The sequence below is a fragment of the Salinisphaera sp. PC39 genome (genome assembly GCF_040361335.1).
Classification (GTDB): Bacteria; Pseudomonadota; Gammaproteobacteria; order Nevskiales; family Salinisphaeraceae; genus APNM01.
Genome location: NZ_APNM01000001.1, coordinates 397,728 through 424,396, shown reverse-complemented (window position 1 = coordinate 424,396; position 26,669 = coordinate 397,728). Strand labels below are relative to the sequence as shown.

At 69.1% G+C, this 26,669-nt stretch carries 29 protein-coding genes; 17 read left to right on the top strand and 12 right to left on the bottom strand.

What is annotated here, in order from left to right; genetic code table 11:
• Positions 1–6: 6 nt before the first annotated feature.
• The 11 genes from PC39_RS02000 to PC39_RS01950 all read right to left on the bottom strand — a co-directional run bounded on the left by PC39_RS02000 (position 7) and on the right by PC39_RS01950 (position 10,168).
• A complete protein-coding gene (locus PC39_RS02000; RefSeq protein WP_353251686.1) occupies positions 7–636 on the bottom strand; it encodes a glutathione S-transferase N-terminal domain-containing protein in 630 nt (209 codons plus the stop codon).
• A 24-nt stretch (positions 637–660) separates the two neighbouring features.
• Complete coding sequence (locus PC39_RS01995; RefSeq protein ID WP_353251685.1) at positions 661–1,401, bottom strand: cytochrome c1; 741 nt, start codon at positions 1,399–1,401, stop codon at positions 661–663.
• Positions 1,398–2,633: a cytochrome b gene (locus PC39_RS01990; RefSeq protein WP_353251684.1), complete on the bottom strand. Its 1,236-nt coding sequence runs from the start codon at positions 2,631–2,633 to the stop codon at positions 1,398–1,400. Before PC39_RS01990 ends, PC39_RS01995 begins: the two co-directional genes overlap by 4 nt.
• Positions 2,634–3,227, bottom strand: coding sequence for a ubiquinol-cytochrome c reductase iron-sulfur subunit (petA, locus tag PC39_RS01985; RefSeq protein ID WP_353251683.1), 594 nt, complete (start codon positions 3,225–3,227; stop codon positions 2,634–2,636). It abuts the gene before it with no gap.
• A gap of 216 nt (positions 3,228–3,443) precedes the next feature.
• Positions 3,444–4,487: a histidinol-phosphate transaminase gene (gene hisC / locus PC39_RS01980; RefSeq protein ID WP_353251682.1), complete on the bottom strand. Its 1,044-nt coding sequence runs from the start codon at positions 4,485–4,487 to the stop codon at positions 3,444–3,446.
• 96 nt (positions 4,488–4,583) lie between these two features.
• Positions 4,584–5,900 carry a histidinol dehydrogenase gene (gene hisD / locus PC39_RS01975; protein WP_353251681.1) on the bottom strand — a complete coding sequence of 439 codons (1,317 nt, stop codon included), beginning with the start codon at positions 5,898–5,900 and terminating at the stop codon, positions 4,584–4,586.
• 217 nt (positions 5,901–6,117) lie between these two features.
• Entirely contained in the window at positions 6,118–6,783 is a 666-nt protein-coding gene (gene hisG / locus PC39_RS01970; protein ID WP_353251680.1) for an ATP phosphoribosyltransferase, read from the bottom strand.
• A gap of 97 nt (positions 6,784–6,880) precedes the next feature.
• Positions 6,881–8,164 carry a UDP-N-acetylglucosamine 1-carboxyvinyltransferase gene (murA, locus tag PC39_RS01965; RefSeq protein WP_353251679.1) on the bottom strand — a complete coding sequence of 428 codons (1,284 nt, stop codon included), beginning with the start codon at positions 8,162–8,164 and terminating at the stop codon, positions 6,881–6,883.
• Between the two features lie 28 nt (positions 8,165–8,192).
• A complete protein-coding gene (locus PC39_RS01960) occupies positions 8,193–8,429 on the bottom strand; it encodes a BolA family protein (RefSeq protein WP_353251678.1) in 237 nt (78 codons plus the stop codon).
• Between the two features lie 45 nt (positions 8,430–8,474).
• Complete coding sequence (locus PC39_RS01955) at positions 8,475–9,236, bottom strand: ABC transporter permease (protein WP_353251677.1); 762 nt, start codon at positions 9,234–9,236, stop codon at positions 8,475–8,477.
• Positions 9,236–10,168, bottom strand: coding sequence for an ABC transporter ATP-binding protein (locus tag PC39_RS01950; RefSeq protein ID WP_353251676.1), 933 nt, complete (start codon positions 10,166–10,168; stop codon positions 9,236–9,238). The genes PC39_RS01955 and PC39_RS01950 overlap by 1 nt, the downstream gene beginning before the upstream one ends.
• A gap of 114 nt (positions 10,169–10,282) precedes the next feature.
• Here PC39_RS01950 and PC39_RS01945 point away from each other — a divergent pair, with 114 nt between their 5' ends.
• The 15 genes from PC39_RS01945 to mgtE all read left to right on the top strand — a co-directional run bounded on the left by PC39_RS01945 (position 10,283) and on the right by mgtE (position 22,987).
• A complete protein-coding gene (locus PC39_RS01945; protein WP_353251675.1) occupies positions 10,283–11,251 on the top strand; it encodes a calcium/sodium antiporter in 969 nt (322 codons plus the stop codon).
• Between the two features lie 145 nt (positions 11,252–11,396).
• Positions 11,397–12,368: a KpsF/GutQ family sugar-phosphate isomerase gene (locus PC39_RS01940; RefSeq protein ID WP_353251674.1), complete on the top strand. Its 972-nt coding sequence runs from the start codon at positions 11,397–11,399 to the stop codon at positions 12,366–12,368.
• Complete coding sequence (locus PC39_RS01935) at positions 12,365–12,874, top strand: KdsC family phosphatase (protein WP_353251673.1); 510 nt, start codon at positions 12,365–12,367, stop codon at positions 12,872–12,874. The genes PC39_RS01940 and PC39_RS01935 overlap by 4 nt, the downstream gene beginning before the upstream one ends.
• Positions 12,875–12,899: 25 nt before the next feature.
• Entirely contained in the window at positions 12,900–13,445 is a 546-nt protein-coding gene (lptC, locus tag PC39_RS01930) for an LPS export ABC transporter periplasmic protein LptC (RefSeq protein WP_353251672.1), read from the top strand.
• Complete coding sequence (lptA, locus tag PC39_RS01925) at positions 13,435–13,992, top strand: lipopolysaccharide transport periplasmic protein LptA (RefSeq protein ID WP_353251671.1); 558 nt, start codon at positions 13,435–13,437, stop codon at positions 13,990–13,992. The genes lptC and lptA overlap by 11 nt, the downstream gene beginning before the upstream one ends.
• The gene (lptB, locus tag PC39_RS01920; RefSeq protein ID WP_353251670.1) at positions 13,982–14,719 is read left to right on the top strand and encodes an LPS export ABC transporter ATP-binding protein; all 738 of its coding nucleotides are present in this window, start codon (positions 13,982–13,984) and stop codon (positions 14,717–14,719) included. The genes lptA and lptB overlap by 11 nt, the downstream gene beginning before the upstream one ends.
• Complete coding sequence (locus PC39_RS01915; RefSeq protein ID WP_353251669.1) at positions 14,716–16,146, top strand: RNA polymerase factor sigma-54; 1,431 nt, start codon at positions 14,716–14,718, stop codon at positions 16,144–16,146. The genes lptB and PC39_RS01915 overlap by 4 nt, the downstream gene beginning before the upstream one ends.
• A gap of 151 nt (positions 16,147–16,297) precedes the next feature.
• The gene (gene hpf / locus PC39_RS01910; RefSeq protein WP_353251668.1) at positions 16,298–16,624 is read left to right on the top strand and encodes a ribosome hibernation-promoting factor, HPF/YfiA family; all 327 of its coding nucleotides are present in this window, start codon (positions 16,298–16,300) and stop codon (positions 16,622–16,624) included.
• Between the two features lie 16 nt (positions 16,625–16,640).
• Entirely contained in the window at positions 16,641–17,111 is a 471-nt protein-coding gene (gene ptsN / locus PC39_RS01905) for a PTS IIA-like nitrogen regulatory protein PtsN (RefSeq protein ID WP_353251667.1), read from the top strand.
• A 37-nt stretch (positions 17,112–17,148) separates the two neighbouring features.
• Entirely contained in the window at positions 17,149–18,126 is a 978-nt protein-coding gene (gene hprK, locus PC39_RS01900) for an HPr(Ser) kinase/phosphatase (protein ID WP_353251666.1), read from the top strand.
• Positions 18,117–18,974 (top strand): RNase adapter RapZ, encoded by an 858-nt coding sequence (rapZ, locus tag PC39_RS01895; protein WP_353251665.1) that lies wholly within the window; start codon positions 18,117–18,119, stop codon positions 18,972–18,974. Before hprK ends, rapZ begins: the two co-directional genes overlap by 10 nt.
• A gap of 36 nt (positions 18,975–19,010) precedes the next feature.
• Positions 19,011–19,412 (top strand): PTS sugar transporter subunit IIA, encoded by a 402-nt coding sequence (locus PC39_RS01890; RefSeq protein WP_353251664.1) that lies wholly within the window; start codon positions 19,011–19,013, stop codon positions 19,410–19,412.
• Between the two features lie 18 nt (positions 19,413–19,430).
• Positions 19,431–19,700: an HPr family phosphocarrier protein gene (locus PC39_RS01885; protein WP_353251663.1), complete on the top strand. Its 270-nt coding sequence runs from the start codon at positions 19,431–19,433 to the stop codon at positions 19,698–19,700.
• 97 nt (positions 19,701–19,797) lie between these two features.
• Positions 19,798–21,540, top strand: coding sequence for a phosphoenolpyruvate--protein phosphotransferase (gene ptsP / locus PC39_RS01880; protein ID WP_353251662.1), 1,743 nt, complete (start codon positions 19,798–19,800; stop codon positions 21,538–21,540).
• Positions 21,541–21,625: 85 nt separating this feature from the next.
• A complete protein-coding gene (gene mgtE, locus PC39_RS01875; protein WP_353251661.1) occupies positions 21,626–22,987 on the top strand; it encodes a magnesium transporter in 1,362 nt (453 codons plus the stop codon).
• A gap of 227 nt (positions 22,988–23,214) precedes the next feature.
• Here the strand turns inward: mgtE and PC39_RS01870 are convergent, their stop codons facing one another.
• On the bottom strand, positions 23,215–24,558 hold the full coding sequence (locus tag PC39_RS01870) for a metallopeptidase TldD-related protein (protein WP_353251660.1): 1,344 nt from the start codon (positions 24,556–24,558) through the stop codon (positions 23,215–23,217).
• 39 nt (positions 24,559–24,597) lie between these two features.
• Between PC39_RS01870 and PC39_RS01865 the strand changes: the two genes are divergently transcribed.
• On the top strand, positions 24,598–26,133 hold the full coding sequence (locus tag PC39_RS01865) for a sensor histidine kinase (RefSeq protein WP_353251659.1): 1,536 nt from the start codon (positions 24,598–24,600) through the stop codon (positions 26,131–26,133).
• Positions 26,130–26,651 (top strand): hypothetical protein, encoded by a 522-nt coding sequence (locus PC39_RS01860; protein ID WP_353251658.1) that lies wholly within the window; start codon positions 26,130–26,132, stop codon positions 26,649–26,651. Before PC39_RS01865 ends, PC39_RS01860 begins: the two co-directional genes overlap by 4 nt.
• Positions 26,652–26,669 lie beyond the last annotated feature (18 nt).

Genomic DNA, 26,669 nt, shown 5'->3' with positions numbered 1-26,669 from the left:
TGTCGGTCAGTCAGCCCGCATCTCCGCCTCGATGGCGGTCAGGCTGGCCTTGAATGCGGGACGCTCGAACAATCGCTTCGAGTAATCCTTGAGCTTGGCCTCGGCGCGTTCCGGCAGGGTGACCCGGTAATGGGGCAACCGCCACAGGATCGGCGCGAGGGTGCAATCGATCAGCGAGAACTCCTCGCCGACGTAGGGCCGCGGCGAGAACTCGGCGGCCAGGGCCGCCAGCGTCTCCTTGAGACGGTTGCGCGCCTTGCGCGTCTGCGCTGCGGTGCCCTCGAGATCGTCCACGAGGCCGTACAGTTCCGACTCCATGCGCAGCAGCGCCAGGCGGTAGCGCGCCCGGTTGACCGGATCCACCGGCATCAGGGGCGGATGCGGAAAGCGCTCGTCCAGATACTCGACGATGATCCGGGCGTCGTAGACCACGAGGTCGCGATCGACCAGCGTGGGCACCGTGTTGTACGGGTTCAGGTGCATCAGGTCGTCGCTGGTCTCGCCTTCCCGGACCTCGATCACGTCGAGGCTGGTGATGCCCTTTTCGGCGAGGACCAGCCGCACCCGATGGCTTTGCGGGCATTCCGGACGCGAGAACAGCGTCATCAGGGAACGGCGGTTGGCGACGGACGCCATGATGGCTGCTCTCCCTGATCCGGCCTAGTGCACGTCGCGCCAGTATTCGCGCTTGAGCAACCAGGCCAGGGCGGTGAACAGCAGCAGGAACGCAATCACCTTCACGCCCAGCCCGTAGCGCACCAGCTTGGCCGGCTCGCCCGCGTAGGTCAGGAAGTTGGTGATATCGGCTACGGCACGGCGGTACTCGGCCTCGCTCAGCCGGCCCTCGCGAACCAACTCGAAATCGGGGCCGCCGCCCCCGTGACCGCCCGACGTCTCCTCTCCATGATCGGCGTTGTAGTGCTGATACCCCTGCAGCGGCGCCAGCACGTGCGGCATCGCGGTGTTCGGCAGCACCAGGTTGTTGACGCCGGTCGCGGTGGAGTCGTCCAAGTAGAACGTCAGCAGAAAGCTGTAGATCCAGTCCGGGCCGCGCGAGCGCGCGACCAGACTCAGGTCCGGCGGGGCCTTGCCGAACCACTCTTCGGCCTTGGCCTTGGGCATGCTGTTCACGATGTGTTCGTGCGCTTCGCCGCCCGCCAGCATCAGCTTGTCCTCAAGGATCTCCTCGGGAATCCCCAGGTCCTTCGCCATACGGTTGTACCGCAGGTACTGCAACGAGTGGCAGCCGGCGCAATTGTTCAGGAACAGCTTGGCGCCGCGCTGCAGCGAAGCCTGGTTGCCCAGGTTCGGATCGAACTCGAAGGGAACCTGCTCCCCGCCGGCACCCCAGGCCGCCGGCATCGCGGCCACCAACAGAATCGCCACTAGCCGCCGCATCATTCGCTCACCCTCTCCGGAACCGGCTTGGTCTTGTCCAACTTGCTGTAGATCGGCATCAAAAGGAAGAACAGGAAGTACACGGCCGTGCCGATCTGGGCCGCCGGCATGCGCCAGCCGCCGGGCGGCTGGGTGCCGAGGTAGCCGAGCAGCAGGAAGCTGATCACGAAGGCGGCCACCGGCACCTTGAACATCCAGCCCTTGTAGCGGATCGACTTGACCGGGCTACGGTCCAGCCAGGGCATGAAGAACAGGATCAGCACGGCGGCGAACATCAGGATCACGCCCCAGAGCTTGGCCGGCACCCACAGGAAATCGACGGTGATCGCACGCAGGATCGCGTAGAACGGCGTGAAGTACCACACCGGTGCGATGTGCGCCGGAGTCACGGACGGGTTGGCTTCCTGGAAATTCGGCGGCTCCAGAAAATAGCCCCCGCCTTCCGGCGCGAAGAAGATCACGCCGCAGAACAGGATCAGGAACACGCCCACCCCGAACAGGTCCTTGACCGTGTAGTACGGATGGAACGGGATGCCGTCCGCGGGGTTGCCGTCGGCGTCCTTGACCTTCTTGATCTCGACGCCGTCGGGATTGTTCGAGCCGACGTGATGCAGCGCCATGATGTGGGCGATCACCAGCCCCACCAGCACGAACGGCAGGGCCACGACGTGCAGCGCGAAGAAGCGGTTCAACGTCGCGTCGCCGATTACGTAGTCGCCCTTGATCCAGGTCGCCAGCCCCTCGCCGACCACGGGGATCGCCGAGAACAGCGAGATGATCACCTGGGCGCCCCAGTAGGACATCTGGCCCCAGGGCAGCACGTAGCCCATGAAGGCCTCGGCCATCAGCACCAGGAAGATCAGGCAGCCGAAGATCCAGATCAGCTCGCGCGGCTTGCGGTAGGAGCCGTACAGCAGCGCCCGCATCATGTGCAGGTAGACCACGATGAAGAACGCCGACGCGCCGGTGGAGTGCATGTAGCGCAGCAGCCACCCCCACTCGACATCGCGCATGATGTAGGCGACGGAACCGAAGGCCTCGGCGGCCGACGGCTTGTAGAACATCGCCAGCCAGATGCCGGTGATGAGCTGGTTCGCGAGGACCAGCATCGCCAGCGAGCCGAAGTAGTACCAGAAGTTGAAGTTCTTGGGTGCGTAGTACTCGGACAGGTGCTCCCGCCAGAGCTGCGTGGCGGGGAAGCGCTCGTCCACCCAGTCCATGAAGCGAGAGCTCATTTATGCGGTCTCCGACTGATTGGGATCTTCGCCGATCACGAGGACGGTGTCGGTCTTGTAACGATACGGCGGGACGACCATGTTCAGCGGCGCCGGCACGCCCTTGTAGACGCGGCCGGCGATGTCGAACTTGGAACCGTGGCAGGGGCAGAAGAAGCCGCTGTAGGGCAGGTCACCCTGGGACGCGTCGGGGCGGAACTTGGGCGAGCAGCCCAAATGGGTACAGATGCCCACCATCACCAGGAATTCCGGCTTGATCGCGCGCGACTGGTTCTGGATGTAGGGGGGCTGCTGCGGCTTCTCGGAATCGGGATCCCGCAGCATGTCGGAGACCTCGTCCAGACTCGCCAGCATCTCCTCGGTGCGGCGCACGATCCAGACCGGCTTGCCGCGCCAGGTGACGGTCAGCATCGCGCCCTCGGCGAGTTGGCCCACATTGACCTCGACCGGCGCCGCGGCCGCCTCGGCCCGCGCGCTCGGCTGCCAGGACTTGATGAACGGAACCGCGACGAACGCCGCGCCGACGCCGCCGGCCACCGACGTGGCGGTGGTCAGGAATCGGCGCTTGCCGACGTCCACCCCCTCATTACTCATGCGAACAACCTCTGAATGACTCCCGGAATCGCCGTCCGCGTCGACGGCGTGCGGCCGGCCGACTAGTCGCCCCGATGGCGCCGGGCGGACCTAGACGCCGCCCCGCGCCGAATGGCGCGCCAACCGTTGATTTCATTTGCTTCCGCCGCCGTCCGTCCCGTGGTCGAAACGGGCGGCACGCAACAGCCGGAAAGTATAGCACAGCCCTCACCCGGCTCACGCCCCCAGGAGATCGCCCAAGGCCGTGATTACGGCCGTGTTTCCCTCCGGCGAGCCGACCGTGATGCGCAGGCAGTCGGCGACCAGCGGATGGCTGCCGTCCACCAGCTTGACCAGGATGCCGGCGTCGCGCAGGCCCGCGTGCAGCGCGGGTGCGCGGCCCGCGGGAACGCGCACCAGCAGGAAATTCGCCTGGCTGGGATGGACCGTCAGTCCCGGCAGCGCCGCCAGCGCCTCGTGCAGACGGCGCCGCTCGGCCACGATCGCCGCCGCCTGTGCCGCGAAGGCGTCGTAGTGTGACAGCGCCACCTCGGCCCCGGCCTGGGTCAGGGCATTGATGTTGTAAGGCAGCCGCAACGGCTCCAGCGCCTCGATCCAACGCGGCGCGCCCGCGAGCAACCCCAGCCGCAGCCCGGCCAGGCCGAGCTTGGAGACGGTGCGCAGGAGCAGCAGGTGCGGGTAATCGTCCAGCCAGGCCCGGCAATCGGCATCGGCGAACGGATAATAGGCCTCGTCGATCACCACGAGACCCGGCGCCGCCTCGACCACCGCGCGCAGGGCGGCGGCATCGAAGGCGTTGCCGGTCGGGTTGTTGGGCTGGGCCACGATCACCAGGGCCGGCCGGTGCGCGTCGATGGCGGCGCGCATGGCGTCGGCGTCGAGCGCGAACTCGGGAGTGAGATCGACGGTCTCGTGGCGCAGCCCGGCGGCCCGGGCGATCAGGCCGAACATGGCGAACCCCGGCGCCGGCGTGACCAGGGTCGCGCCCGGTCGCGCCACGGCCGAGATCAGGATCTGCAGCAGTTCGTCGGAGCCGTTGCCGAGCATCAGCGATGCTCCGAGCGGCAGATCCATCGCTGAGCGCAGGGCCGCCTTGAGAGCCGCCGCCTCGGGATCGGGATAGCGGTTGACCGCCACCGCCGCCAGACGCTGCGCCCATGCCTTGCGCACCACCTCGGGCAGCGGATAGGGATTCTCCATGGCGTCGAGCTTGATCAGCCCGCGCGCGTCGGCCACCTGATAGGCCCGGAGAGCCAGCACCTCCGGACGCAGCCAGTCTTCCGGGGCCGTGATTGGTGATTGGCAATTGGCAATTGGCAAAGCGATTCCCTCTCTCTCCGGATCACGAATCACCAATCACGAATCACGCGCGCCGCCGGCGGCGCGCGCCTCGGCGGATTGCGCGTGCGCCTCCAGGCCCTCGCCGCGCGCCAGCTCGGCGGCGATCGACGCCAGCCGCGCCGCGCCGCCCGGCGTGGCGTGGATCAGCGACAGGCGCTTCTGGAAATCGTAGACGCCCAGCGGCGACGAGAAGCGCGCGGTGCGGCCCGTGGGCAGCACGTGGTTGGGCCCGGCGCAGTAGTCGCCGAAGGCTTCCGGCGAATGGTGCCCCAGGAACACGGCCCCGGCATGGCGGATGGCGTCCAGCAGCACCTTGGGCTGGGCCACCGCCAACTCCAGGTGCTCGGGCGCGATGCGGTTGCTGAGATCGGTGGCCTCGTCGATGTCCCGGACCTTGATCAACGCGCCCTGCTTCGCGAGCGCCGCGCGAATGATCGCGGCGCGGGGCTGAGCGTCGATCAGGCGATCCACGGCCGCCGCCACCGCGTCCAGGTAGTCGCCGTCCGGACTGACCAGGATGGCGCGGGCGTCCTCGTCGTGCTCCGCCTGTGCGAACAGGTCCAGGGCCGCCCACTCGGGATCGCCGGTGCCGTCGGCGATGATCAGGACCTCCGAGGGACCGGCGATCATGTCGATGCCCACCTGGCCGAACACCTGACGCTTGGCGGCCGCCACGTAGGCGTTGCCGGGCCCCACGATCTTGTCGACGCCGGGCACGGTCTCGGTGCCGTAGGCCAGTGCCGCGACCGCCTGCGCGCCGCCGATGGTGAACACGCGATCCACACCGGCCAGCGCGGCCGCGGCCAGCACCAGATCGTTGCGCTCGCCGCCCGGCGTCGGCGAGACCATCACGATCTCGTCGACCCCGGCGACCTTCGCCGGGATCGCGTTCATGAGGACCGTGGAGGGATAGGCGGCCTTGCCGCCGGGCGCGTAGACGCCGACCCGGGCCAACGGCCGCACCGTCTGCCCCAGGGTGTTGCCGTCGCCGTCCTCGAATTCCCACGAGTCGGTCTTCTGGCACTCGGCATAGTCGATCAGACGGGCGGCCGCCGCCTTTAGGGCATCGCGCTGCCGGCCGGGGATCGCCATCAGGGCCTCCTCCAGCGCTTCGCGCGGGATTTCCAGATCGGCCGCCGCCGCGGCGTCCAGGCCGTCCAGCTCGCGGGTATGACGCAGCAGCGCGACATCGCCCTCGGCGCGCACCGCGGCGATGATCTCGGCCACGCGCGGGGCCACCTCGGCCTCGCGTCCGCCGGCGCGGTCGATCAGCGCCGTGAAATCCTCGGCGAAGCCGGCATCGGCGCTATTCAGACGTCTGATCTTAGTCACGATCAATCACCACTGACTGGACATTAACCACAGAGTCACAGAGCACACAGAGGCACGAAGGCACAGAGGGAAGAAACACAAAGAGGCTGGATGTTGATTCAAGCATCAAAAGCCCTGTGTCTCTGTGCCTCTGTGGTTAGTCTTCATTAATGAGCGGAAAATGCTCAGGACTGCCTGCCGGGCTAGACGCCGAAACAGCCCTCGGGGTCCAGCAGCCTTACTTCCCGCCTGCTCTGCTCTGTGTCCTCTGTGCCTCTGTGGTTCGATTGAACACGTCGAGCAATTCCTCGATGCGGTCGTGCTTCATCTTCATCGCCGCCTTGTTCACCACCAGCCGCGAGCTGATCTCGCGAATGGTCTCGAACGGCTCCAGGCCGTTGGCGCGCAGGGTATTGCCGGTGTCCACCAAGTCCACGATCACGTCCGCCAGACCCACGATCGGGGCCAGCTCCATGGAGCCGTAGAGCTTGATCAGCTCCACCTGGCGGCCGGCGCGGGCGAAGTGGGCGCGCGCCGTCTCGATGTACTTGGTCGCCACGCGCAGCGGCCGGTTGGCGGCGCCCTCCAGCGCGCCGGGCAGGCCGGCCACCATCAGCCGGCATTTGGCGATGCCCAGATCCAAGGGCTCGTACAGATCCTGGCCGCCGTGCTCGATCAGCACGTCCTTGCCGGCCACGCCCAGGTCGGCGGCGCCGTAGGCGACGAAGGTGGGCACATCGGCCGCACGGATCACCAGCAGGCGCAGGCCCTCGCGGTTGGTCGCGAACACCAGCTTGCGCGAGTCCAGCGGGTCTTCCTCGGGTTCGATCCCGGCCGCGGCCAGCAGGGGCAGCGTATCCTCCAGGATCCGGCCCTTGGACAATGCCAGCGTCAGCGATGTCATGGCTGGGGCACCTTCTTGCCGGGCGATCGCGGACAAATCCCCCCTAGCCCCCCTTTACGAAAGGGGGGGACGAAGCGGGTGGAGCGGCTTGCCGTGGTCATGCCAGCGCTCCCACCGGCGCCCGGTCCGGCAGCCGCCGGATCGACGCCCCGAGCTGGGCCAGTTTCTCCTCGATGCATTCGTAGCCGCGGTCGATGTGGTAGATGCGACGGACGTCGGTGGCGCCCTCCGCCACCAGACCCGCGAGCACCAGGGATGCCGAGGCCCGCAGGTCGGTGGCCATCACCGGCGCGCCGGTCAGACACTCCCGGCCGCGCACGATCACGGTATTGCCCTCCTGACGGATGTCGGCGCCCATGCGCATCAGCTCGGAAACGTGCATGAAACGGTTCTCGAATACCGTCTCGGTGATCGTGCCCACGCCCTCGGCGACGGCGTCCAGGGCCGTGAACTGGGCCTGCATGTCCGTGGGAAAGCCGGGATACGGTGCGGTGCGCACCGATACCGAGCGCGGCCGGCGGCCGCGCATGTCGACCGCGACCCAGTCCTCGCCGGTGGTCACCTCGGCCCCGGCCTCCTCCAGCTTCAGCGTCACCGCCTCCACCAGGCCCGGGTCGGTATGGGTCACGCGCACGCGACCACGGGTAGCCACGCCGGCCACCAGGAAGGTGCCGGTCTCGATGCGGTCCGGCAGCACACGGTAGGTGGCGCCGTGCAGCTTCGGCACGCCCTCGATCACGATCTCGGCGGATCCGGCGCCGCGGATTCTCGCCCCCATGGCGATAAGGCAGTTGGCCAGATCCACCACCTCGGGTTCGCGGGCGGCGTTCTCGAGCACGGTGGTGCCGTCCGCCAGGGTCGCGGCCATCATCAGGTTCTCGGTGCCGGTGACCGTGACCGTGTCCATGACGATGCGGGCCCCCTTGAGGCGCCCGGAGCGGGCCCGGATATAACCCGCCTCGACGTCGATCTCGGCGCCCATGGCCTCCAGCCCGCGCAGGTGGATATCCACCGGCCGCGCGCCGATCGCGCAGCCGCCGGGCAGCGAGACCTCGGCCTGGCCGTGCCGGGCCAGCAGCGGCCCCAGCACGAGGATCGAGGCGCGCATGGTCTTGACCAGGTCGTAGGGCGCGACCAGATCGGTGATAGTGCTGGCATCGGCCTCCACCGCCATGTGGTCGGCGATGGTCACCGACACGCCCATCTGCGCCAGGAGCATGTTGGTGGTGGTGACGTCCTCCAGGTGCGGGACGTTCTCGACCACCAGCGGCTCGTCGATCAACAGCGACGCCGCCATGATCGGCAGGGTCGCGTTCTTGGCGCCGGAGGCGCGCACGTCGCCCTCCAGCCGCCGGCCGCCCTCGATCCTCAGCAGGTCCATCAGCGGCCCGTCCCGCCGGCGACGCCGGTCATCGGCCCGCCTGTTCCGGCGTGAGTGTGCGCAGCGACAGGGCGTGGATATCCCCGCCCATACGCTCGCCCAACGCCGCATAGACCATGCGGTGCTGCTCGACGATGCCCTTGCCGGAGAAACTGGGGGAGATCACGCGCGCCGCGAAGTGCACGCCGTCATCGCCGGCGACCTCGACCTGGGCGTCGGGCAGGCCGGCCTCGATCAATCGCTTGAGTTCGTCTGCGCTATACATCGGATACGGGGTGTCTGTGGGGTGTGGCGCGGCCGCGTCATCCTATCACGAGCGCAGCTTGTAGCCGCTCTTGAGCATGGCCAGACACACGCCCGACACGGCCACGAAGAAGACGCCCACCACCGCCAGCGACAACGCCGGCGGCGCGTCGCCCACGCCGAAGAAGCCGTGCCGGAAGCCGTCGATCATGTAGAAGAACGGATTGTAGTGCGACGCCGTGCGGGCGACATCGGGCAGCGAGTGGACCGAATAGAACACCCCGGACAAAAACGACAGCGGCATGATGAAGAAATTCTGGAACGCCGCCAGGTGCTCGAACTTGTTGGCCACGATGCCCGCGATCATGCCCAGCACGGCCAGGGTGCCGCCGGCCAGGACCAGCATCGCCAGGGTCACCAGGGGCTGGCTCATGGGCACGCGCACGAAGAACAGCGCCATGATGTAGAGCCCGGTCGCCACCAACGCCGCCCGCAGCAGGGCCGCGCCGACGTAGGCGGCGTACAGCTCCAGCGCGGACAGCGGTGTCATCAGCACGAACACCAGGTTGCCCATGACCTTGGACTGGGTGATGCTCGACGAGGTGTTGGCGAAGGCGTTCTGGATGATGCTCATCATGATCAGGCCCGGGATCAGGAACGCCGTGTACGGCACCTCGTCGTAGACCTGCACGCGGTCCTCCAGCACCTGCCGGAACACCACCAGGTACAGCAGCGCGGTGATCACCGGCGCGCCCACGGTCTGGCCGATCACGCTCCAGAAGCGCCGGACCTCCTTCTTGAACAGGGTGTAGCAGCCGTACGGGTTCATCAGGCGGCCTCCACGGCGGGATCGCCGTCCATGGTGAGCTCCACGAAAATGTCCTCGAGCGAGGGCTCGCGCGTGCGCACGTCCTGGATGCGGAAACCGGCGTCGCGCAGCGCCTCGAGCACGTCGGCGATGTAATGCCGCCCCTGCTCCAGCTTGAGTTCGATCTCCTTGCCGTGGGTACTCTCGACCAGCTCGCGGACGCTGTCCGGCAGGTGCCCCGAGCCTTCCAGGCGCAGCTTGAGGAAACGGTAGGGATGGCGGTCGAGCAGCGCGCGCTTGTCCTCCAGAACCTTGAGCTCGCCGTGGTTGAGGATGGCGATGCGGTCGCAGAGCTCCTCGGCCTCCTCCAGGTAGTGGGTGGTGAGCACGATCGTCCGGCCCTGGTCGTAGAGCTCGCGGGTGAAGCGCCACAGGGTCCGGCGCAGTTCGACGTCCACGCCGGCCGTGGGCTCGTCCAGGATCACCACGTCCGGCTTGTGCACGAGCGCCTGAGCGATCAGCACGCGGCGCTTCATGCCTCCGGAGAGCTGGCGCATGGTGCTGTCGCGCTTGTCGGTCAGCTCCAGGGCCTCCAGCAGATAGTCGATCCACGGCCAGTAATCGCGGCCGCAGCCGTAGTAGCCGGCCTGCAGGCGCAGCAGGTCCAGGACCGGGAAGAAGGGATCGTAGACCAGTTCCTGGGGCACCACGCCCAGGCTGCGGCGCGCGGCCCGGTAATCCCGGACCACGTCGTTGCCGAGCACCGCGATGCGCCCGGAATCGATCCGGGCGAGGCCGGCGATCAGGTTGATCAGGGTGGACTTGCCGGCGCCGTTCGGCCCCAGGAGGCCGAAGTATTCGCCGCGTCGGATGTCGAAGGACACGCCCTTGAGCGCCTCGGTGTCGCCGAAGCGCTTGCGCACATCCTCGATGGCGATCGCGATGTCGGTCATGGCGGAGCTGAGGACAGGACAGGGCGCGCATTATACGCACCGCCGCAACCGGCGCCCGCGTTTCCGGTACCATCATGGCCCGCTTTCGCCGCTAGCAAGTGCCGGAAACAGCCCATGCTTTTGAGCCTCGTCGCCGTCGCCGGCGGCCTCGCCCTGCTCGTGTTCAGTGCCGACCGTTTCATCCTGGGCGCCGCCGCCAGCGCGCGCGCCCTGGGCGTGCCGGCCCTGCTGATCGGCCTGACCGTGGTCGGCATCGGCACCAGCCTGCCCGAGATCGTGGTCTCGACCGTCGCCTCGGTCCAAGGCAAGGCGGGCCTGGCGATCGGCAACGCCGTCGGCTCCAACATCACCAACATCCTGCTGGTGCTCGGCGCGACCGCCCTGATGATGCCGCTGGCCGTGCCTCGCGGCCTGTCCCGGCGCGAGTTGCCGGTACTGCTGGCGGTCACGGGCGGCGCCTGGCTGCTCGCCGCCGACGGCCAACTGTCGGCGCTCGACGGCATCCTCCTGTTGCTGGCCCTGGCGGCCCTACTGGCCTTCCTGGCGCGGCTGGCCCGTGACGACGGCGACCCCGCGGACGATCCGCTGGCCGCCGAGATAATCGCCGCGAACGAGGTCGAGCTGGCACCGCGCGCCGCGGCCGGCTGGCTCGCCCTGGGCGTGGTGCTGATGCCGGTGAGTTCGCAGCTACTGGTCTGGGGCGCCTCCAACATCGCCGCCGCGCTCGGCGTGAGCGAACTGGTGATCGGACTGACCGTGGTCGCCGTCGGTACCAGCCTGCCGGAACTGGCCACCTCGCTGGCCGCGGTGCGGCGCCGGGCCCACGAGTTGGTGCTGGGCAACATCGTGGGCTCCAACCTGTTCAACCTGCTGGCGGTGCTGCCGGCCCCCGCCCTGCTCGCGCCCGGCCTGCTGCCCGACGGCGCTCTCGCTCGCGACCTGCCGGTGATGGCCGGCGCCACGGTCGCCCTGTTCCTGCTCTGCGTGCTGCGCGGCGGTCGCATCGGCCGCGGCCACGGCCTGCTCCTGCTCGCTGCCTTCGCCGCCTACCAGACGCTGTTGTACGTGTCCCGTTTCCAATGAGGGCGTCTGCGACGGATAATGGAAGCATGAAAGGTGCCAATCGCATTCGTGTCGATTCGATGCGCGACGGCGGCGAATCCCGCGTGCGCATCCACGGGACCGCGCCCCCTGTTTCCGGCGACCACGCCAGCGGGGCGCGCGGCGCATGAGGGACGACGCTCTCATCGCCATGGGCCGGCGGGTCGTCGAGATCGAGGCCGGCGCGGTGACCGCCCTCGCGGAGCGCATCGGGGACGACTTCGCGGCCGCGGCCAAGCTGATGTACGCCTGTCACGGCCGGGTGATCGTCACCGGCATGGGCAAGTCCGGTCACATCGGCGGCAAGATCGCGGCCACGCTGGCCTCCACCGGCACGCCGGCCTTTTTCGTGCACCCCGGCGAGGCCAGCCACGGCGATCTCGGGATGCTCACCGGCAACGACGTGGTGATGGCGCTGTCCAATTCGGGCGAGACGGCGGAGGTCCTGACCATCCTGCCGCTGATCAAGCGCCTGGCGCTGCCGCTGATCGCGCTCACCGGCCGTCCGGGCTCGACGCTGGCGCGCCGGGCGGATGTCCACCTGGACGTGAGCGTGGCGGAGGAGGCCTGTCCGCTGGACCTGGCCCCCACCTCCAGCACCACGGCCACGCTGGCGATGGGCGACGCCCTGGCGATCGCATTGCTGGAGGCGCGCGAGTTCACCGCCGAGGATTTCGCCATGGCGCATCCGGGCGGCGCGCTGGGCCGGCGCCTGCTGCTGCGGCTGGAGGACATCATGCACCGCGGCGACGAGATGCCGGTGGTGGACGAGACCACGCCCCTGGGCGACGCGCTGCTGGAGATGACGCGCACGCGGCTGGGCATGACCGGCGTGGTCGACGGCGAGGGCCGTCTGTCGGGATTGTTCACCGACGGCGACCTACGGCGCGCCCTGGACAGCGCGGCCGACGTGCGCAGCACACCCATCGCCGAGGTGATGACGCGGGCACCGCGTACCGCCGGCCCCGACATGCTGGCGGCCGAGGCGCTGCACATGATGGAAGCGCACAAGATCAACGGCCTGATGGTGGTGGACGCCGAGCGCCGCCCCGTCGGCGCCCTCAACATGCACGATCTGCTACGGGCGGGAGTGGTATGAGCGATTTGCAAGCCAGGGCGGCGGCGATCCGCCTCGCGGTGTTCGACATCGACGGCGTGATGACCGACGGCCGGCTTTACCTCGGCCCCGACGGCGCCGAATTCAAGTCCATGCATATCCGCGACGGCCTCGGCCTCAAGCGGCTGCAGGCCGTGGACATCACCCCCGCCGCGATCAGCGGACGTCCCTCGCGCGCCGTCGAGGATCGCCTGCTGGATCTGGGCCTGCAGTACATCTACATGGATACCGAGGACAAGCTGGCCGCGTTCGAGGGCCTTCTGGACGATCTCGGCCTGGACCCCGCGCAGGCGGCGGTCATGGGCGACGACCTGCCCGACCTGCCGCTGATGCAGCGTGCGGGACTGGCATTGGCGGTGCCCGATGCGGTCCCCGAAGTCCGGGACGCGGCGGACTGGGTCAGCGCCGCCGCCGGCGGCGCCGGCGCCGTGCGCGAAGCCTGCGAGCTGCTGATAGCCGCGCGCAGCGGCCGGGACGCTTCGGCATGAGCCTCCTGCGACACGGGGTCGCGGCGTGATCCGCGCCGGTCTGGCGGCGGTCCTGCTGGCGATGGCGGCACTGTTCGCCCTGCGCCTGTACGACCCGAGCCGGCCCGAGCCGGACGACGTCCCGGCGACACCGGGCGACAGCGACTATTACCTGCTCGATGCCGAGATCCTTCAGATGGGCCCCCAGGGCGACCTCAAATATCGCATCCGCACCGACGAGTCCCTGCACTATCCCGACGATGCCGTGCGCCTGACCGGCATCGACGTGACCTATCTCGCCGGCGAACGCGGCCCCTGGCGCCTCGACGCCCCGCGCGGCCGGGTCCCGGCGGGCAGCCGCGACATCCACCTGGAGGGCGGGGTCGTGCTGAGCCAGCGCCGCGACGACGGCGAGCTGCGCGTGACCACGCCCCGCGCCCGGGTACGGCCCGACGCCGACCGTGTCGAGACCGACGCCGAGGTGACCGCCCGAGCCCCCGGCCAGGACATCCGCGCGCGCGGCATGACGGTGTACCTGGACAGCGACCGGCTGCGGCTGCGGCACGATGTCGAGGTGACCTATGCGCCTTGACCGTCGTTTCGCCCTGATCGCCATCGCCCTGCTCGCCGCGGCGGCCCCGGCCCGCGGCATCGAGATCCAGTCCGACACCGCGGAGCTGGACCGCAACGCCGGGCGCAGCATCTACCGGGGCGACGTGGTGCTCACGCGCGAGGGCCTGGAGCTGCGCGGCGACAAGCTGGTGGTCACGCGCGACGCCGACGACCGGTTCACCGCCGTGCTCACCGGCAACCCGGCGCGTCTGCATCAGGCACCCGCCAATCCGGACGAGGCACCGGTCAACGGCTCGGCGGCGCGCATGACCTACCGCAGCGGCTCCGAACTGGTGGAACTGCGGGGCGAGGCGATGATCGAGCGCGGCGGCAACGCGGTGCGCAGCGACACCATCACCCACGACCTCGCCAGCGGTCGCACCAAGGCGCGCCGCGCCGATGGCGAGGACGGCGAACGGGTCCGCATCACCCTGGAACCGCCACCGGACGCGGAACCGCCGCCGGATCAGAGCCCGTCCGGCGAGGAGACGCCGGACGGGAATGCGGGAGCCGCCGATGACGGCTGAACCCGGGGTACTGCGCGCCACCGGTCTGCGGAAGCGCTACCGCGGCCGCGACGTGGTGCACGACGTCGACCTCGAGGTGCACGCCGGCGAGGTGGTCGGCCTGCTGGGCCCCAACGGCGCCGGCAAGACCACCTCGTTCTACATGATGGTGGGCCTGGTGCCGCCGGACGCCGGCCGCATCCACCTGGACGACACCGACATCACCCGCATGCCCATGCACCGGCGGGCGCGCCGGGGGCTCGGCTACCTGCCGCAGGAGGCCTCGGTCTTCCGAAAGCTCTCCGTGGCCGATAACATCATGGCGATACTGCAGGTGAGGCGCGGCCTTTCCCGGCAGCAGCGCGAGGCACGCCTGGAGGCGCTGCTCGACGAATTGTCGATCGGCCACATCCGCGACAGCCAGGGGTTGAGCCTGTCCGGCGGCGAGCGCCGCCGGGTGGAGATCGCGCGGGCGCTCGCCGCCGAACCGCGCTTCATGTTGCTGGACGAGCCGTTCGCCGGGATCGATCCGATATCCATCGGCGACATTCGAAGCATCGTGCGGCACCTGCAGGAACGCGGCATCGGCATCTTGATCACGGACCACAACGTGCGCGAAACACTGGGCATCTGCGACCGCGCCTATATCCTGAGCGCCGGGGGCGTCATCGCCGCCGGCGCCGCGGACGACGTACTCGCGGACGAGCAGGTACGGCGCGTGTACCTGGGCGAGGACTTCCGGCTATGAAGCAGTCGGTCTCCCTCAAGCTCGGGCAGAGCCTGACCATGACGCCCGCGCTGCAGCAGGCGATCCGCATGCTGCAGTTGTCCACCCTCGACCTGCGCACGGAGATCCAGGAGGCCCTGGAATCCAATCTCATGCTGGAGGCCGAGGAGCGCGAGGAGGTGCCCGAGGAGGCGCCGGACCGCGCCGAGGAGAACCGGCCCGCCGGCGACGACATCCCCGAGAACCTGCCGGTCGACGCCGACTGGGACGACATCTACCAGAGCGGGCCGGCACCGAGCGCGCCCAGCGCCGACGAAGAGGCCCTGTGGGATTATCGCCAGGCCAACATGCATACCCCGCCGGGTCTGCACGAGCACCTGACCTGGCAGGCCGAGCTGCACTCCTTCACGGAACGCGACGCCGAGATCGCGGCCCATCTGATCGACGCCGTCGACGATTACGGTTACCTGCGCAACTGGCCCGAGCTCTGCGCCCGCCTGTGTGCCGAGCACGGCATCGACGAGTCGGCGATCGAGACCGTGCTCGCCACGGTCCAGCAGTTCGACCCGCCCGGCGTCGCCGCGCGCGATCTCGCCGAATGCCTGTCGATCCAGCTCCGCCAGACGCCCCCAGACACCGAGGGCCGGGATCTCGCCCTGGCCATCGTCGACAACGACCTGCTGGAGCTGCTGGCCGCGCACGACCATGCCGCCCTGGCCCGGCGCCTGGACGTCGGTACCGATGCGCTCGCGCCCGCCGTCAGCCTGATCCAGAGCCTGCAGCCGCACCCCGGCGAGGCGTTCTCGGACCACGAGGCCGACTACGTGGTCCCGGAGGTCTTCGTGATCAAGCGCGAGGGCCGCTGGCAGGTGACCCTGAACCCGGACATCGCGCCGCGGCTGCGGATCAACCCGCACTACCTCGCCCTGGTCAAGCGCGCCGACAAGAGCGCCGACCAGACCACGCTCAAATCGCACCTGCAGGAGGCACGGTTCTTCCTGAACAGCCTCAGGAGCCGCAACGAGACCCTGCTGCGGGTCGCGCAATGCATAGTTGAAGCCCAGCGCGCATTCCTGGAATATGGCGAAGAGGCGATGAAGCCACTGGTGCTCCGCGACGTCGCCGACAGCCTGGACATACACGAATCGACCGTGTCACGCGCGACAGCCAACAAGTACATGCAGACCCCGCGCGGCCTGTTCGAGCTGAAGTATTTCTTCTCCAGCCACGTCGCCACCACCGACGGCGGCACCTGCTCGGCCACCGCGATCCAGGCGATGATCCGCCGCCTGGTCGGCGAGGAAGGGGTGGACAAGCCGCTCTCGGACAGCAAGCTGGCCGAGATGCTGCTCGCCGAAGGCGTGCGCGTGGCGCGCCGCACCGTGGCCAAGTACCGCGAGGCGCTGGGCATTCCCCCCTCGCACCAGCGCCGGCGGCAGAACGCATGAGCACGCCGCGGCGCCACACCCGTATCCGTCGCGACGGCGCGACCTCCGCGAGGCATGCCGGCATCCCCGGCGGCCGCCGCGGCGCGGGCGCCCTCGCCCGCCCCCTCCCCGGCATGACCGGTCACCCTCCGTCTCATTCAAGGAGCGCGGTATGAACCTCAACATCTCCGGACACCACATCGACCTGACGGATGCGCTGCGCGACTACGTCAGCACCAAGCTGCAGCGCGTGGAGCGCCACTTCGACCATGTCATCGACGCCGAGATCGTGCTCGAGGTCGAAAAGCAGCGACACAAGGCCGAGGCGACGCTGAAGCTGTCCGGCACCACCCTTCATGCCGAGGCGGTCGAGGCCGATATGTATGCCGCGATCGACGTGATGATCGACCGGCTCGACCGTCAGACCCGCAAGTTCAAGGAAAAGCTGACCGATCACCACAATCGCGAGGGCCAGCAGGCCCAGATCAACGCGAGCTGACCAGATAGGAAAACGCATGACCATTGCCGACATCATCCACCCGGACCGGGTCCGGGTCGTAGCCGACGTCCAAAGCAAGAAGCGCGCCCTCGAGCGCCTGTCGGAAATCCTGGCGGAGGCCACCCCGTACCTGACCGCGACCGAGATCTTCACCGGGCTGGTGGCCCGCGAAAAGCTCGGCAGCACCGGGATCGGCGACGGCGTGGCCATTCCCCACGGCCGCCTCAAGGGCCTGGACGAATGCGTAGGCGCCATGATCCGGCTGCCGCAGGGCGTGGACTTCGAAGCGTCCGACGACCGGCCGGTGGACATGCTGTTCGGGCTGCTCGTACCGCAGGAATCCACGGAGGCGCATCTGCGCATCCTCAAGGCGCTGGCCGAAATGTTCGCCGACGAGGACTGCCTCAAGCGCCTGCGCGCCGCGGAGGACGACAAGGCCCTGCACGCGCTACTGCTGGATTACGACCCCATCGCCCAGGCGAGCTGACGCGGCCCCGGCGGACCGCGCGACGGGCGCCCAGCGGATGCAGGTCGACAACGCCGAAATCTCGGTCGCCCGCATCCACGCCCAGGTGGGCGAGGCCCTGCAATGGCGCTGGCGGCGCGAGCCCGCCGGCGGCGACCGGCCGTTGCGCACGGGCGCCATGGGCCGGGGCCACGTGCCCATGGTGGGGTATTTCAACTTCATCCACCCGCCGCGCGTGCAGGTCGTGGGCGCCCCCGAAGCCGATTACCTGGCCGGCGCCGACCCGGCCGAGCGCCGCCGTATCCTGGCGCGGGTCGCCGCCGCCGACACCGCCATGATGGTGCTCGCCGACGACTGCCGGCTCGAGGACGCCTGGCTCGACCCCCTGCACGATGCCGGCATCGCGGTGTTCGACACCGCGGTGTCGGCGCATCGCGTGGCCTATCGGCTGCGCCACTTCCTGGGTCGTGCGCTGGCACGCCAGGTCACGATCCACGGCGTGTTCATGGAGATCCTGAGCCTGGGGGTGCTGCTGACCGGCGAGCCGGCGGTGGGCAAGAGCGAGCTCGCCCTGGAACTGATCAGCCGCGGGCACCGCCTGGTCGCGGACGACGCCCCGGAATTCGCCCTCCTCGGCCCGGACGACCTCAACGGCGGCTGCCCGCCCCTGCTGCAGGATTTCCTGGAGGTACGCGGCCTGGGCATACTCAACATCCGGGCGATGTTCGGGGAGGCGGCGATCAAGCGCCGCAAGCAGCTCGGCCTGATCGTGAACCTGGTGCGGCCGACGGACCCGGCGCTGCCGGTGCCGGACCGGCTGGGCGGCAGCCGCCGGACCCGCGATATCCTGGAGGTCCGTACCCCCGAGATCACGCTGCCGGTGGCCGCCGGCCACAACCTGGCGGTGCTGGTGGAGGCGGCCTGCCGCGACCACCTGCTGCGGATGCAGGGCTACGCCGGGGACGAGGCCTTCGCCGAACGCCAGGCGGCGGCCCTGGACGAGAACGGGCGAGGAGAGGACGACTCATGCGACTGATCGTGGTCAGCGGCCTTGCCGGTTCCGGCAAATCCGTGGCCCTGCACATGCTCGAGGACCTGGGCTACTACTGCATCGACAACCTGCCCATCGGCCTCCTCGGCGATATCACCGCCGAGACACTGCGCCGCCAGGACCTGGACTTCGAACGCATGGCGGTGGGCGTGGACGCCCGCGCCCGGCCCGCCGAGATCCGCCAGTTCCCCGAGCGCATCGCCCGACTCAAGCGCGACGGGGTGGATATCCAGGTGATCTACCTGGAGGCGGACACGGACGTGATCCTGCGGCGCTACAGCGAGACCCGGCGCAAGCATCCCCTCACCGATGCCGAGACCCCGCTGATCGACGCCGTCGAGCGCGACCGCGAACTGTTGCGGCCCATCGCCGAGCAGGCGGACCTGGTGCTCGACACCAGCCGCACCAACATCCACCAGCTCCGCGACCTGATCCGCAGCCGCGTCGAGGCCAGCACCGCGGGCGGCCTGTCGCTGTTGCTGCAGTCGTTCGGCTTCAAGTACGGCGTGCCCGAGGCGGTGGACTTCGTCTTCGACGTGCGCTGCCTGCCGAACCCCCACTGGGAGGAATCGCTGCGCGACGCCACCGGCACCGACGAGGCCGTGGCCGCCTTCCTGGAGAAAACCCCGGAGACCGGCAAGATGCTGCGCGACATCGGCGACTTCCTGAGCGACTGGCTGCCCGCCTTCTCGCGCGAGAATCGCGCCTACGTCACGGTCGCCGTCGGCTGCACCGGCGGCAAGCACCGCTCGGTCTACCTGGTGGAGAAGCTGGCGGAACGGCTGCGTGCCGATTACCCGCACACGCTGGTGCGTCACACCGAGTTGCCGTAGCCTTACGGCCCGAAAGCGATACCCCACGGAACAGGCATGATCGGCGTACTTCTCGTCACGCACGGCCAGCTCGGCCGCCACCTGGTGGATACCGTCACCGGCATGCTGGGCGAACTGTCCCTGCCCACGGATGTCCTGGAGGTCCACCGGCAGTCCGACCCGGACGAACTGATCAACGCCGCCCGCGACGCCGCCGCGCGCCTGGACGACGGCCACGGCGTGCTGATCCTGACCGACGCCTTCGGCTCGACGCCCAGCAACATCGCCAACCGCGCCGCCGACCGCGACCGGCACCGCGTGATCGCCGGCGTCAACCTGCCGATGCTGGTGCGCATCTACAATTACCCCAAGCTGGAACTGGACGCGATGACCGCCAGCGCCGTGGAGGCCGGGCGCCAGGGGATCATGCCGTGCCTGCCGCCGACCGACGTGGACTGAACCGGAGATACGGGACACATGCCGCAACGCGACGTCGCCATCGTCAACAAGCTGGGCCTGCACGCCCGCGCCGCCTCCAAGCTGGTCACGGAGGCCTCGCGCTTCGACTCGGACATCCGCGTCGCCAAGGACGGGCGCGAGGTATCCGGCAAATCGATCATGGGCGTGATGATGCTGGCCGCGGCGCGCGGCTCGCGCATCCGCATCACCGCCGAGGGCGACGATGCGGAGGCGGCGCTGGACGCCCTCGAGGAACTGATACGGGACCGCTTCGGGGAGGAAGCGTGAAACGGCATACCCTGTTTCACTGTTCTCGTGTCACGCCGCTGCCGCACGGCACGCGGCGGCGTTTTCCGTCTCACGTTTTCCGTCCGACGGCGACGTCATGAGTCTCTGGCTGGCCGGCATCGGGGTCTCGCGGGGCATCGCCATCGGGCGCGTGCACCGCGTGCACGGCGCCGACCTGGATATCCCCGAGTACGCGATCGAGCCGGAAGAGCTGGACGCCGAGGTCGAGCGCTTCGAGGCCGCCCTGGCCGAGGCCCGGAGCCAGCTCGAGCAGATCCGCTCGCAGATCCCGGCCTCGGCGCCCGCGGAGATCAGCGCCTTCATCGACACCCACCTGCTGATGATGCAGGACACGGCCCTGTCGGACACCGTCGCCAACCTGATCCGCGAGCACCGCTGCAACGCCGAATGGGCGCTCAAGCTGCAGCAGGACCATCTGACCGACGTGTTCGACCAGATGGACGACGCCTACCTCAAGACCCGGCGCGACGACGTCGAGCACGTCACCGCCCGCATCCAGCGGGTGCTCCTGAAACAGGAGCGGCGCATCGACGCCCGCGCCGACCGCTCCCGGCATCCGCCGGTGATCGTGGCCGACGACCTGACGCCGGCCGATATCATCATCCTGCACCAGCAGGGCGTGGCCGCCTTCGTCACCGAGCACGGCGGGCCCCTGTCGCACTCGGCGATCCTGGCGCGCTCGCTGCGGATTCCCGCCATCGTGGGCGTGCATGACGCGCGCCGGATGCTGGTCGACGACGAGACCCTGGTGGTCGACGGCGAGGCCGGCCACATCCTCGCCGACCCGGCCGAGGACGCGCTGTCGTTCTACCGCCACCGCCAGAAGCGCGACCAGCGCTACCGGCGGATGCTCGGCAAGCTCAAGACCGAGCCCGCGATCTCGGCCGACGGCCGCAAGGTCCGGCTGCTCGCCAACGTCGAGCTGCCCGACGACAGCAAGGACGCCGCCGAGGTCGGCGCCGAGGGCATCGGCCTGTACCGGACCGAGTTCCTGTACATGAATCGCGAGGAGATGCCCGGCGAGGAGGAGCAACTCGCCGCCTACCGCCGGGTGCTGCGCTCGGTCGACGGCCCCGTGACCATCCGCACCCTCGACATCGGCGCGGACAAGACCCTGGGCCACGGCCGCGACCACTCGGCCTCCTCGAACCCGGCGCTGGGCCTGCGCGCGATCCGGCTCTGTCTCAAGGAGACGGACATGTTCCGGGTCCAGCTCCGGGCCCTGCTGCGCGCCTCGGCCGAGGGCGACGTCCGGATCATGCTGCCGATGATCTCCAACATCCAGGAACTGCGGCAGACCCGCCACCTGATCAACGAACTGATGACCGAGCTGCGGAGCCAGGGCCTGGCGTTCAACCCGGCCCTGCCGGTGGGCGCAATGATCGAGGTGCCGGCCGCGGCCCTCGCCGCGCCCCTGTTGGCACGCCACGCCGACTTCTTCTCCCTGGGCACCAACGACCTGATCCAGTACACCCTGGCCATGGACCGGGTGGACGACGAGATCAACTATCTCTACGACCCGCTGCATCCGGCGGTGCTGCGCCTGATCAAGTTCACCATCGACGCCGGCGCCGATGCCGGCATCCCGGTCTCGATGTGCGGCGAGATGGCCTCCGACCGGCGCTACACCCGCTTGCTGCTGGGTCTGGGACTGACCGAGTTCTCCATGCATCCGGCCAACATCCTCGAGGTCAAGCGCCTGGTCATGCAGTCCGACGTCTCGGCCTTGCAGCGCCACGTCGAGGCCGTCCTGGGCGCCACCGACGCCCTGGAATACCGCGAGTTGCTGGACGCGCTGGACGAGCCCGCGGCCGCGTGACGGCGGACATCCCAGCGTCCATGGACGCTGGGGCGCTTTACCGGTACCTTCACGGCAACCTTTTCCCGCGAGCCGATCCCCGGCCATGAGCGAACCCGCACAAAACGAGGACTACAGCGAATCCCGGCTCCAGTACCTCCACGATGTGCTGGAATCGGGGCGCATGCGGCGGCTCAAGCCCATGCTGCACGCGCTGCACCCGGCGGAGACCGCGCTGCTCCTCGAGGGTGTCCCGCGCGCCAAGCGCGAGCTGGTCTGGGGCCTGGTGCCGGAGGACGACCACGGCGAGGTCCTGCTGCACGTCAACGACGAGGTCCGGGCCGAGCTGATCGAGGGCCTGGACGACAGCGTCCTGCTCAAGGCCACCGAAGGCCTGGAGATGGACGACCTCGCCGACCTGATCGAGGACCTGCCGGAAGAGGTCACGCAGCAGGTCCTGCGGTCGATGGACCGGCAGAACCGCGAGCGCCTGCAGGCGGTGATGTCGTACCCGGCGGATTCCGCCGGCGGCCTCATGAACCCGGACACCGTGACGGTGCGCCCGGACGTGTCGCTGGACGTGGTGGCACGCTACCTGCGCCAGCGCGGCCAGCTCCCGGACGCCACCGATACCCTGTTCGTGGTCAGCCGCTACGGCCGCTACCTGGGCATGCTGTCGCTGGCCAAGCTGGTCACCCTGGACGCCGAGCACGACGTCTCCGAGGTCATGGACACCTCGGTCGAGGCCCTGCCCGTCGACCTGTCGTCGAGCCAGGTGGCCAAGCGCTTCCAGGACCTGGACCTGACCTCCGCCCCGGTGGCCGACGACGAGGGCATGCTGCTCGGCCGGATCACCATCGACGACGTGGTGGACGTGATCCGCGACGAGGCCGAGCACAGCATCATGAGCATGGCCGGCCTGGACGAGGAGGAGGACGTGTTCGCCCCGATCGCCCGCAGCGCCCGGCGCCGCGCGGTATGGCTGGGGATCAACCTGGCCACCTCCTTCCTGGCCGCGCGGGTGGTCGGCCTGTTCGAGGCCACCCTGGAGGAGGTCGTGGCCCTGGCGGTGCTGATGCCCATCGTCGCCTCGATGGGCGGCATCGGCGGCAGCCAGACCCTGACCATCATGATCCGCGGCCTGGCGATGGGCCAGATCGCGTTCTCCAACGCCCGCGCCCTGCTGATCAAGGAACTGGCGGTCGCGGTGATCAACGGCCTGGTCTGGGCCGTGGTGGTGGGCGTGATCGCGCTGATGTGGTTCGGCAACCCGGTGCTCGGCATCGTGATCGGCAGTGCCCTGATCCTCAACCAGATCGGTGCCGCCCTGGCCGGCGTCACCCTGCCCCTGGCGATGCGCAAGTTCGGCATCGATCCGGCCCTGGCCGGCACCGTGGTCCTCACCACCATCACCGACGTCGTCGGCTTCGGCCTGTTCCTGGGTCTGGGGACGCTGTTCCTGCTTTGAGAACAAAGCGTTTTTGATCCACGGATGACACGGATGGCACGGATTCGAAGACAGGAAGTGATCCGCAGATGACGCAGATGGACGCCGATAAAAACTGATCCACAGATTGCACGGATTACGCGGATAGAAGCAGATAAAAAATTTCTTGAAAATCTGCGTGCATCGGCGTTTATCTGCGGATTGCTTTCCCTCTTGAAATCCGTGCCATCCGTGTCATCCGTGGATTCCTACTGCCCGCCGACGGTCATCTCGCCGATCAGGAGCGAGGGCGCGCGGAGGCTGCCGCGCACGTCGAGATCGTTGCCGATCGCCACGATATCGCGGAAAATATCCGCCAGATTGCCGGCGATAGTGGCGTTCTGCACGGGACGGGCGATCTCGCCGTCCTCGATCCAGAAGCCGGCGGCGCCGCGCGAGTAGTCGCCGGTGATCAGGCTCACGCCCTGCCCCATCAGCTCCGTGACCAGCAATCCGGTGCCGGCGCGGCGCCGCAGCGCCGCGGCGTCTTCATCGCCCGGCACGATCTCGAGGTTGAACACCCCGCCGGCGTTGCCGGTGGTCTCCAGGCCGAGACGCCTGGCCGCGTAGCTGCCCAGGAGATAGCCCTGGAGCACGCCGCCGGCGACCAGTTCGCGCTCGCGGGTGGCGACGCCGTCGGCATCGAAGGCGGCGCTGCCCAGCGCGCGCCGCAGGTGGGGCCGCTGGACGATGTCGACGGCTTCGGCGAACACGGCCTCGCCGACCCGGTCCTTGAGGAAAGAGGCGTCCCGGTACAGCGCGCCGCCGCTGATCGCGCCGACGAAGTGACGCAACAGCCCGCGCGCGAGCTCCGCCGGGAACAGCACCGGCACCCGGGCGGTGGCGGGCGTGGTCGCGCCCAGGCGCGCCGCCGCACGCCGGCCGGCCAGCCGGCCGACCTCGGCCGCCGGCGCCAGGCCCGCGGCATGGCAGGCGCGGCTGTAGTGATGATCGCGCTGCATGGCCCCGTCCGCGTCCCGGCTCACGGCCGCGCAGGCCAGACCGTGGTCGCTGGTGCGGTGATAGCCGAAAAAGCCGTGACTGTTGGCGTAGGCGGTGATGCTCTCCCCGGTGTTCACCGACGCCGGTTCCACCTGGGTCACGCGCGGATCGGCCGCGAACGCCGCCTCTTCCATCTCCCGGGCCAGCGCCTCGGCCTCGCGCACCTCCGGATGCCAGGGGTGGTGCAGATCCAGCTCCGGCAGTTCCGCGGCCATGAGTCCGGGGTCGGCCAGGCCCGCCCATGGATCCTCGCCGGTGTGGCGCGCCAGGGCCGCCGCGCGCCCGGCGGCATCGGCGATGGCCGTGGCCGTCAGGTCGGTGGTGGTGACGCTGGCGGAGCGCCGGCCGCGGAACGCGGTGACCGACAGGCCCCGGTCGCCCTGGAACTCGACCGTGTCGATCTCGCCGCCCCGCACGCGCACGGACAATCCGCGCGACACCGATACCGCCACCTCCGCGGCATCCGCGCCCGCCCCGCGGGCGGCGTCCAGGGCCTGCGCGCACCAGGTTTCCAGGCTGCTCGGTTCGGCAAGGGCGGTAGCTTGGGTCATGGATAACGGCCTCTAGTCGACGTTCGTCGGCGTCCTTCTGTGGGTAGCTTGGCGGCGGCGCGGCGCCGCGACAGCTTAACGCATCCCATGCTGGTCAAGGACCGAGGTTTGGGTATCCTGGCCGCCATGGCGCACCCCAATCTACGCCCACGCTCGGTCCCCGGCCTGTTGCTGGCCGGCTTTGCGCTGGTGGCCCTGCCGCTGGCGCTGGCGGTCGCCTTCGCGGTGGTCTACGTGGACCGGCTCAGCGACCAGAGCGAGCGCCTGGTGGATCGGGGCGTGCAGGTCACGCGGGTGAGCAACCGCCTGACCGGCATCGTGATCGCGATGGAGCGCAACGTGCGGCAATACGCGGTGCTCGGCGAAGCCGAGCTGGCGGAGACCGTGGCCGAGCGCCATCGCAATTTCCAGGAGTCCGTGGACACCCTCGCCGCGCTCAACCTGGACACGGTGGCCGCCTGGAACCTGGACGAACTGCGCGAGCTGGCCGACTCGATCGCGGCGGCCGTCGCGGCGTCGCCAGAACGCTCGCAGGCCCTGCTGGACGCCAGGCCCGACATCTTCGACCGGTTGCGCGAGCGCACCGAGGCGATCACCGACCAGGGCAACCGCTTCATCGACAACGAAGTCGCCCGCCTGCAGCAGACCGCGGCCGAGGCGCGCGGCTTCATGGTGCTGCTGGTGTTCGCCGTCCTGCCCGGCGCGGCCTTGATCGTGGTGTTGCTCACGGTGGTGATCTCGCGGCCGATCCGCCAGATCCGCAATGCCGTCCGCCGCCTGGGCGAGGGCGATTTCTCGCAGGCCGTGGAGATCAGCGCGCCCTCGCGCGAGTTGGACGCGCTCAGCGACCAGCTCGACTGGATGCGCCAGAAGCTGGCGGCCCAGGAGAGCGAGAAGAACCAGTTCCTGCGACAGATGTCGCACGAGCTGAAGACACCGTTGGCCAGCGTCCGGGAAGGCGCGGAACTCCTGCGCGACCACAGCCTGGGCGCACTGACCGGAAAACAGGCCGAGGTGACCGACATCATCCGGCGCAGCAGCCTGGAACTGCAGTCCCTGATCGAGAACCTGCTCAACTTCGCGGCCTGGCGCCAGCAGCGCGGCCAGGTGACACGCTCGCGCTTCGACCTCGGCGAACTGGTCGACGAAGTCCTGGCACGCCACCAGCTCGCCATCGAGCAGAAGGGGCTGCAGATCGAGGTGCCGGACAAGGGCCTGGTGCTCGATGCGGACCGCGACCAGTTCCGGCTTATACTGGACAACCTGCTGACCAACGCGCTGAAGTTCTCGCCGCCGGGCGGCGGCATCCACATCGACGCCTCCCGCACCCGGCGGGAATGGGTGATCGAATTCGCCGACGACGGCCCCGGCATACCGCGGGAAGAATGGGAACGTGTATTCAACCCCTTCTATCAATCGAGGCAACCGGAGAGAACGCACGTGAACGGCACGGGTATCGGCCTGTCGGTGGTACGCGAGGCGGTGCGCGCGCACAATGGCGACGTCACGGTGACGGAAGGCCGGGGGCGGGGGGCCTGCTTCCGGATCACGATTCCCCGTCGGAGCCGCCCATGAGAAACGGGCTATCGGCATCCATCCGCAGCTTGGCATGCGCGGTCGCCGCGACGGCCGCACTCGCCGGCTGCGCGTCCCTGCAGCAGATGCAACTGAACGGGGGCGACGCGGAGGTCATCGACTATGCCGCCCGACTGATCGACCTGGAACCCGAGGAACGCCGGCAGGCCGTGGCCGAGGCCAGGCAGCGCTGGGAACGAACCGGCGATCCCCGCGACCGCGCCCGCCTGGGACTCGCCCGGGGCCAGTGGGGACACGAGGGATACGCCCCGACGGCCGCGGTCTCCGACATCCGGCATGCCCTGGCCGCCGACGGGGTAAGATGGAACGAAACCGAACGGCGCTTCCTGAACCTGCGCGCAGCCGAGCTGGCCTATCTCGCCGAGCGCGAGGGCGACATGGCGCGGCTGCGCCAGGAACGGGCCGAGCTGGAGGCCTCGTTGCAGGAGGCGCGTCGCAAGCTGCGCGCGATCACGGATATCGAACGCAGCCTGGGTGAGAAAGAGTCCGAGGAATAGCCGGACGCATAGAGACGA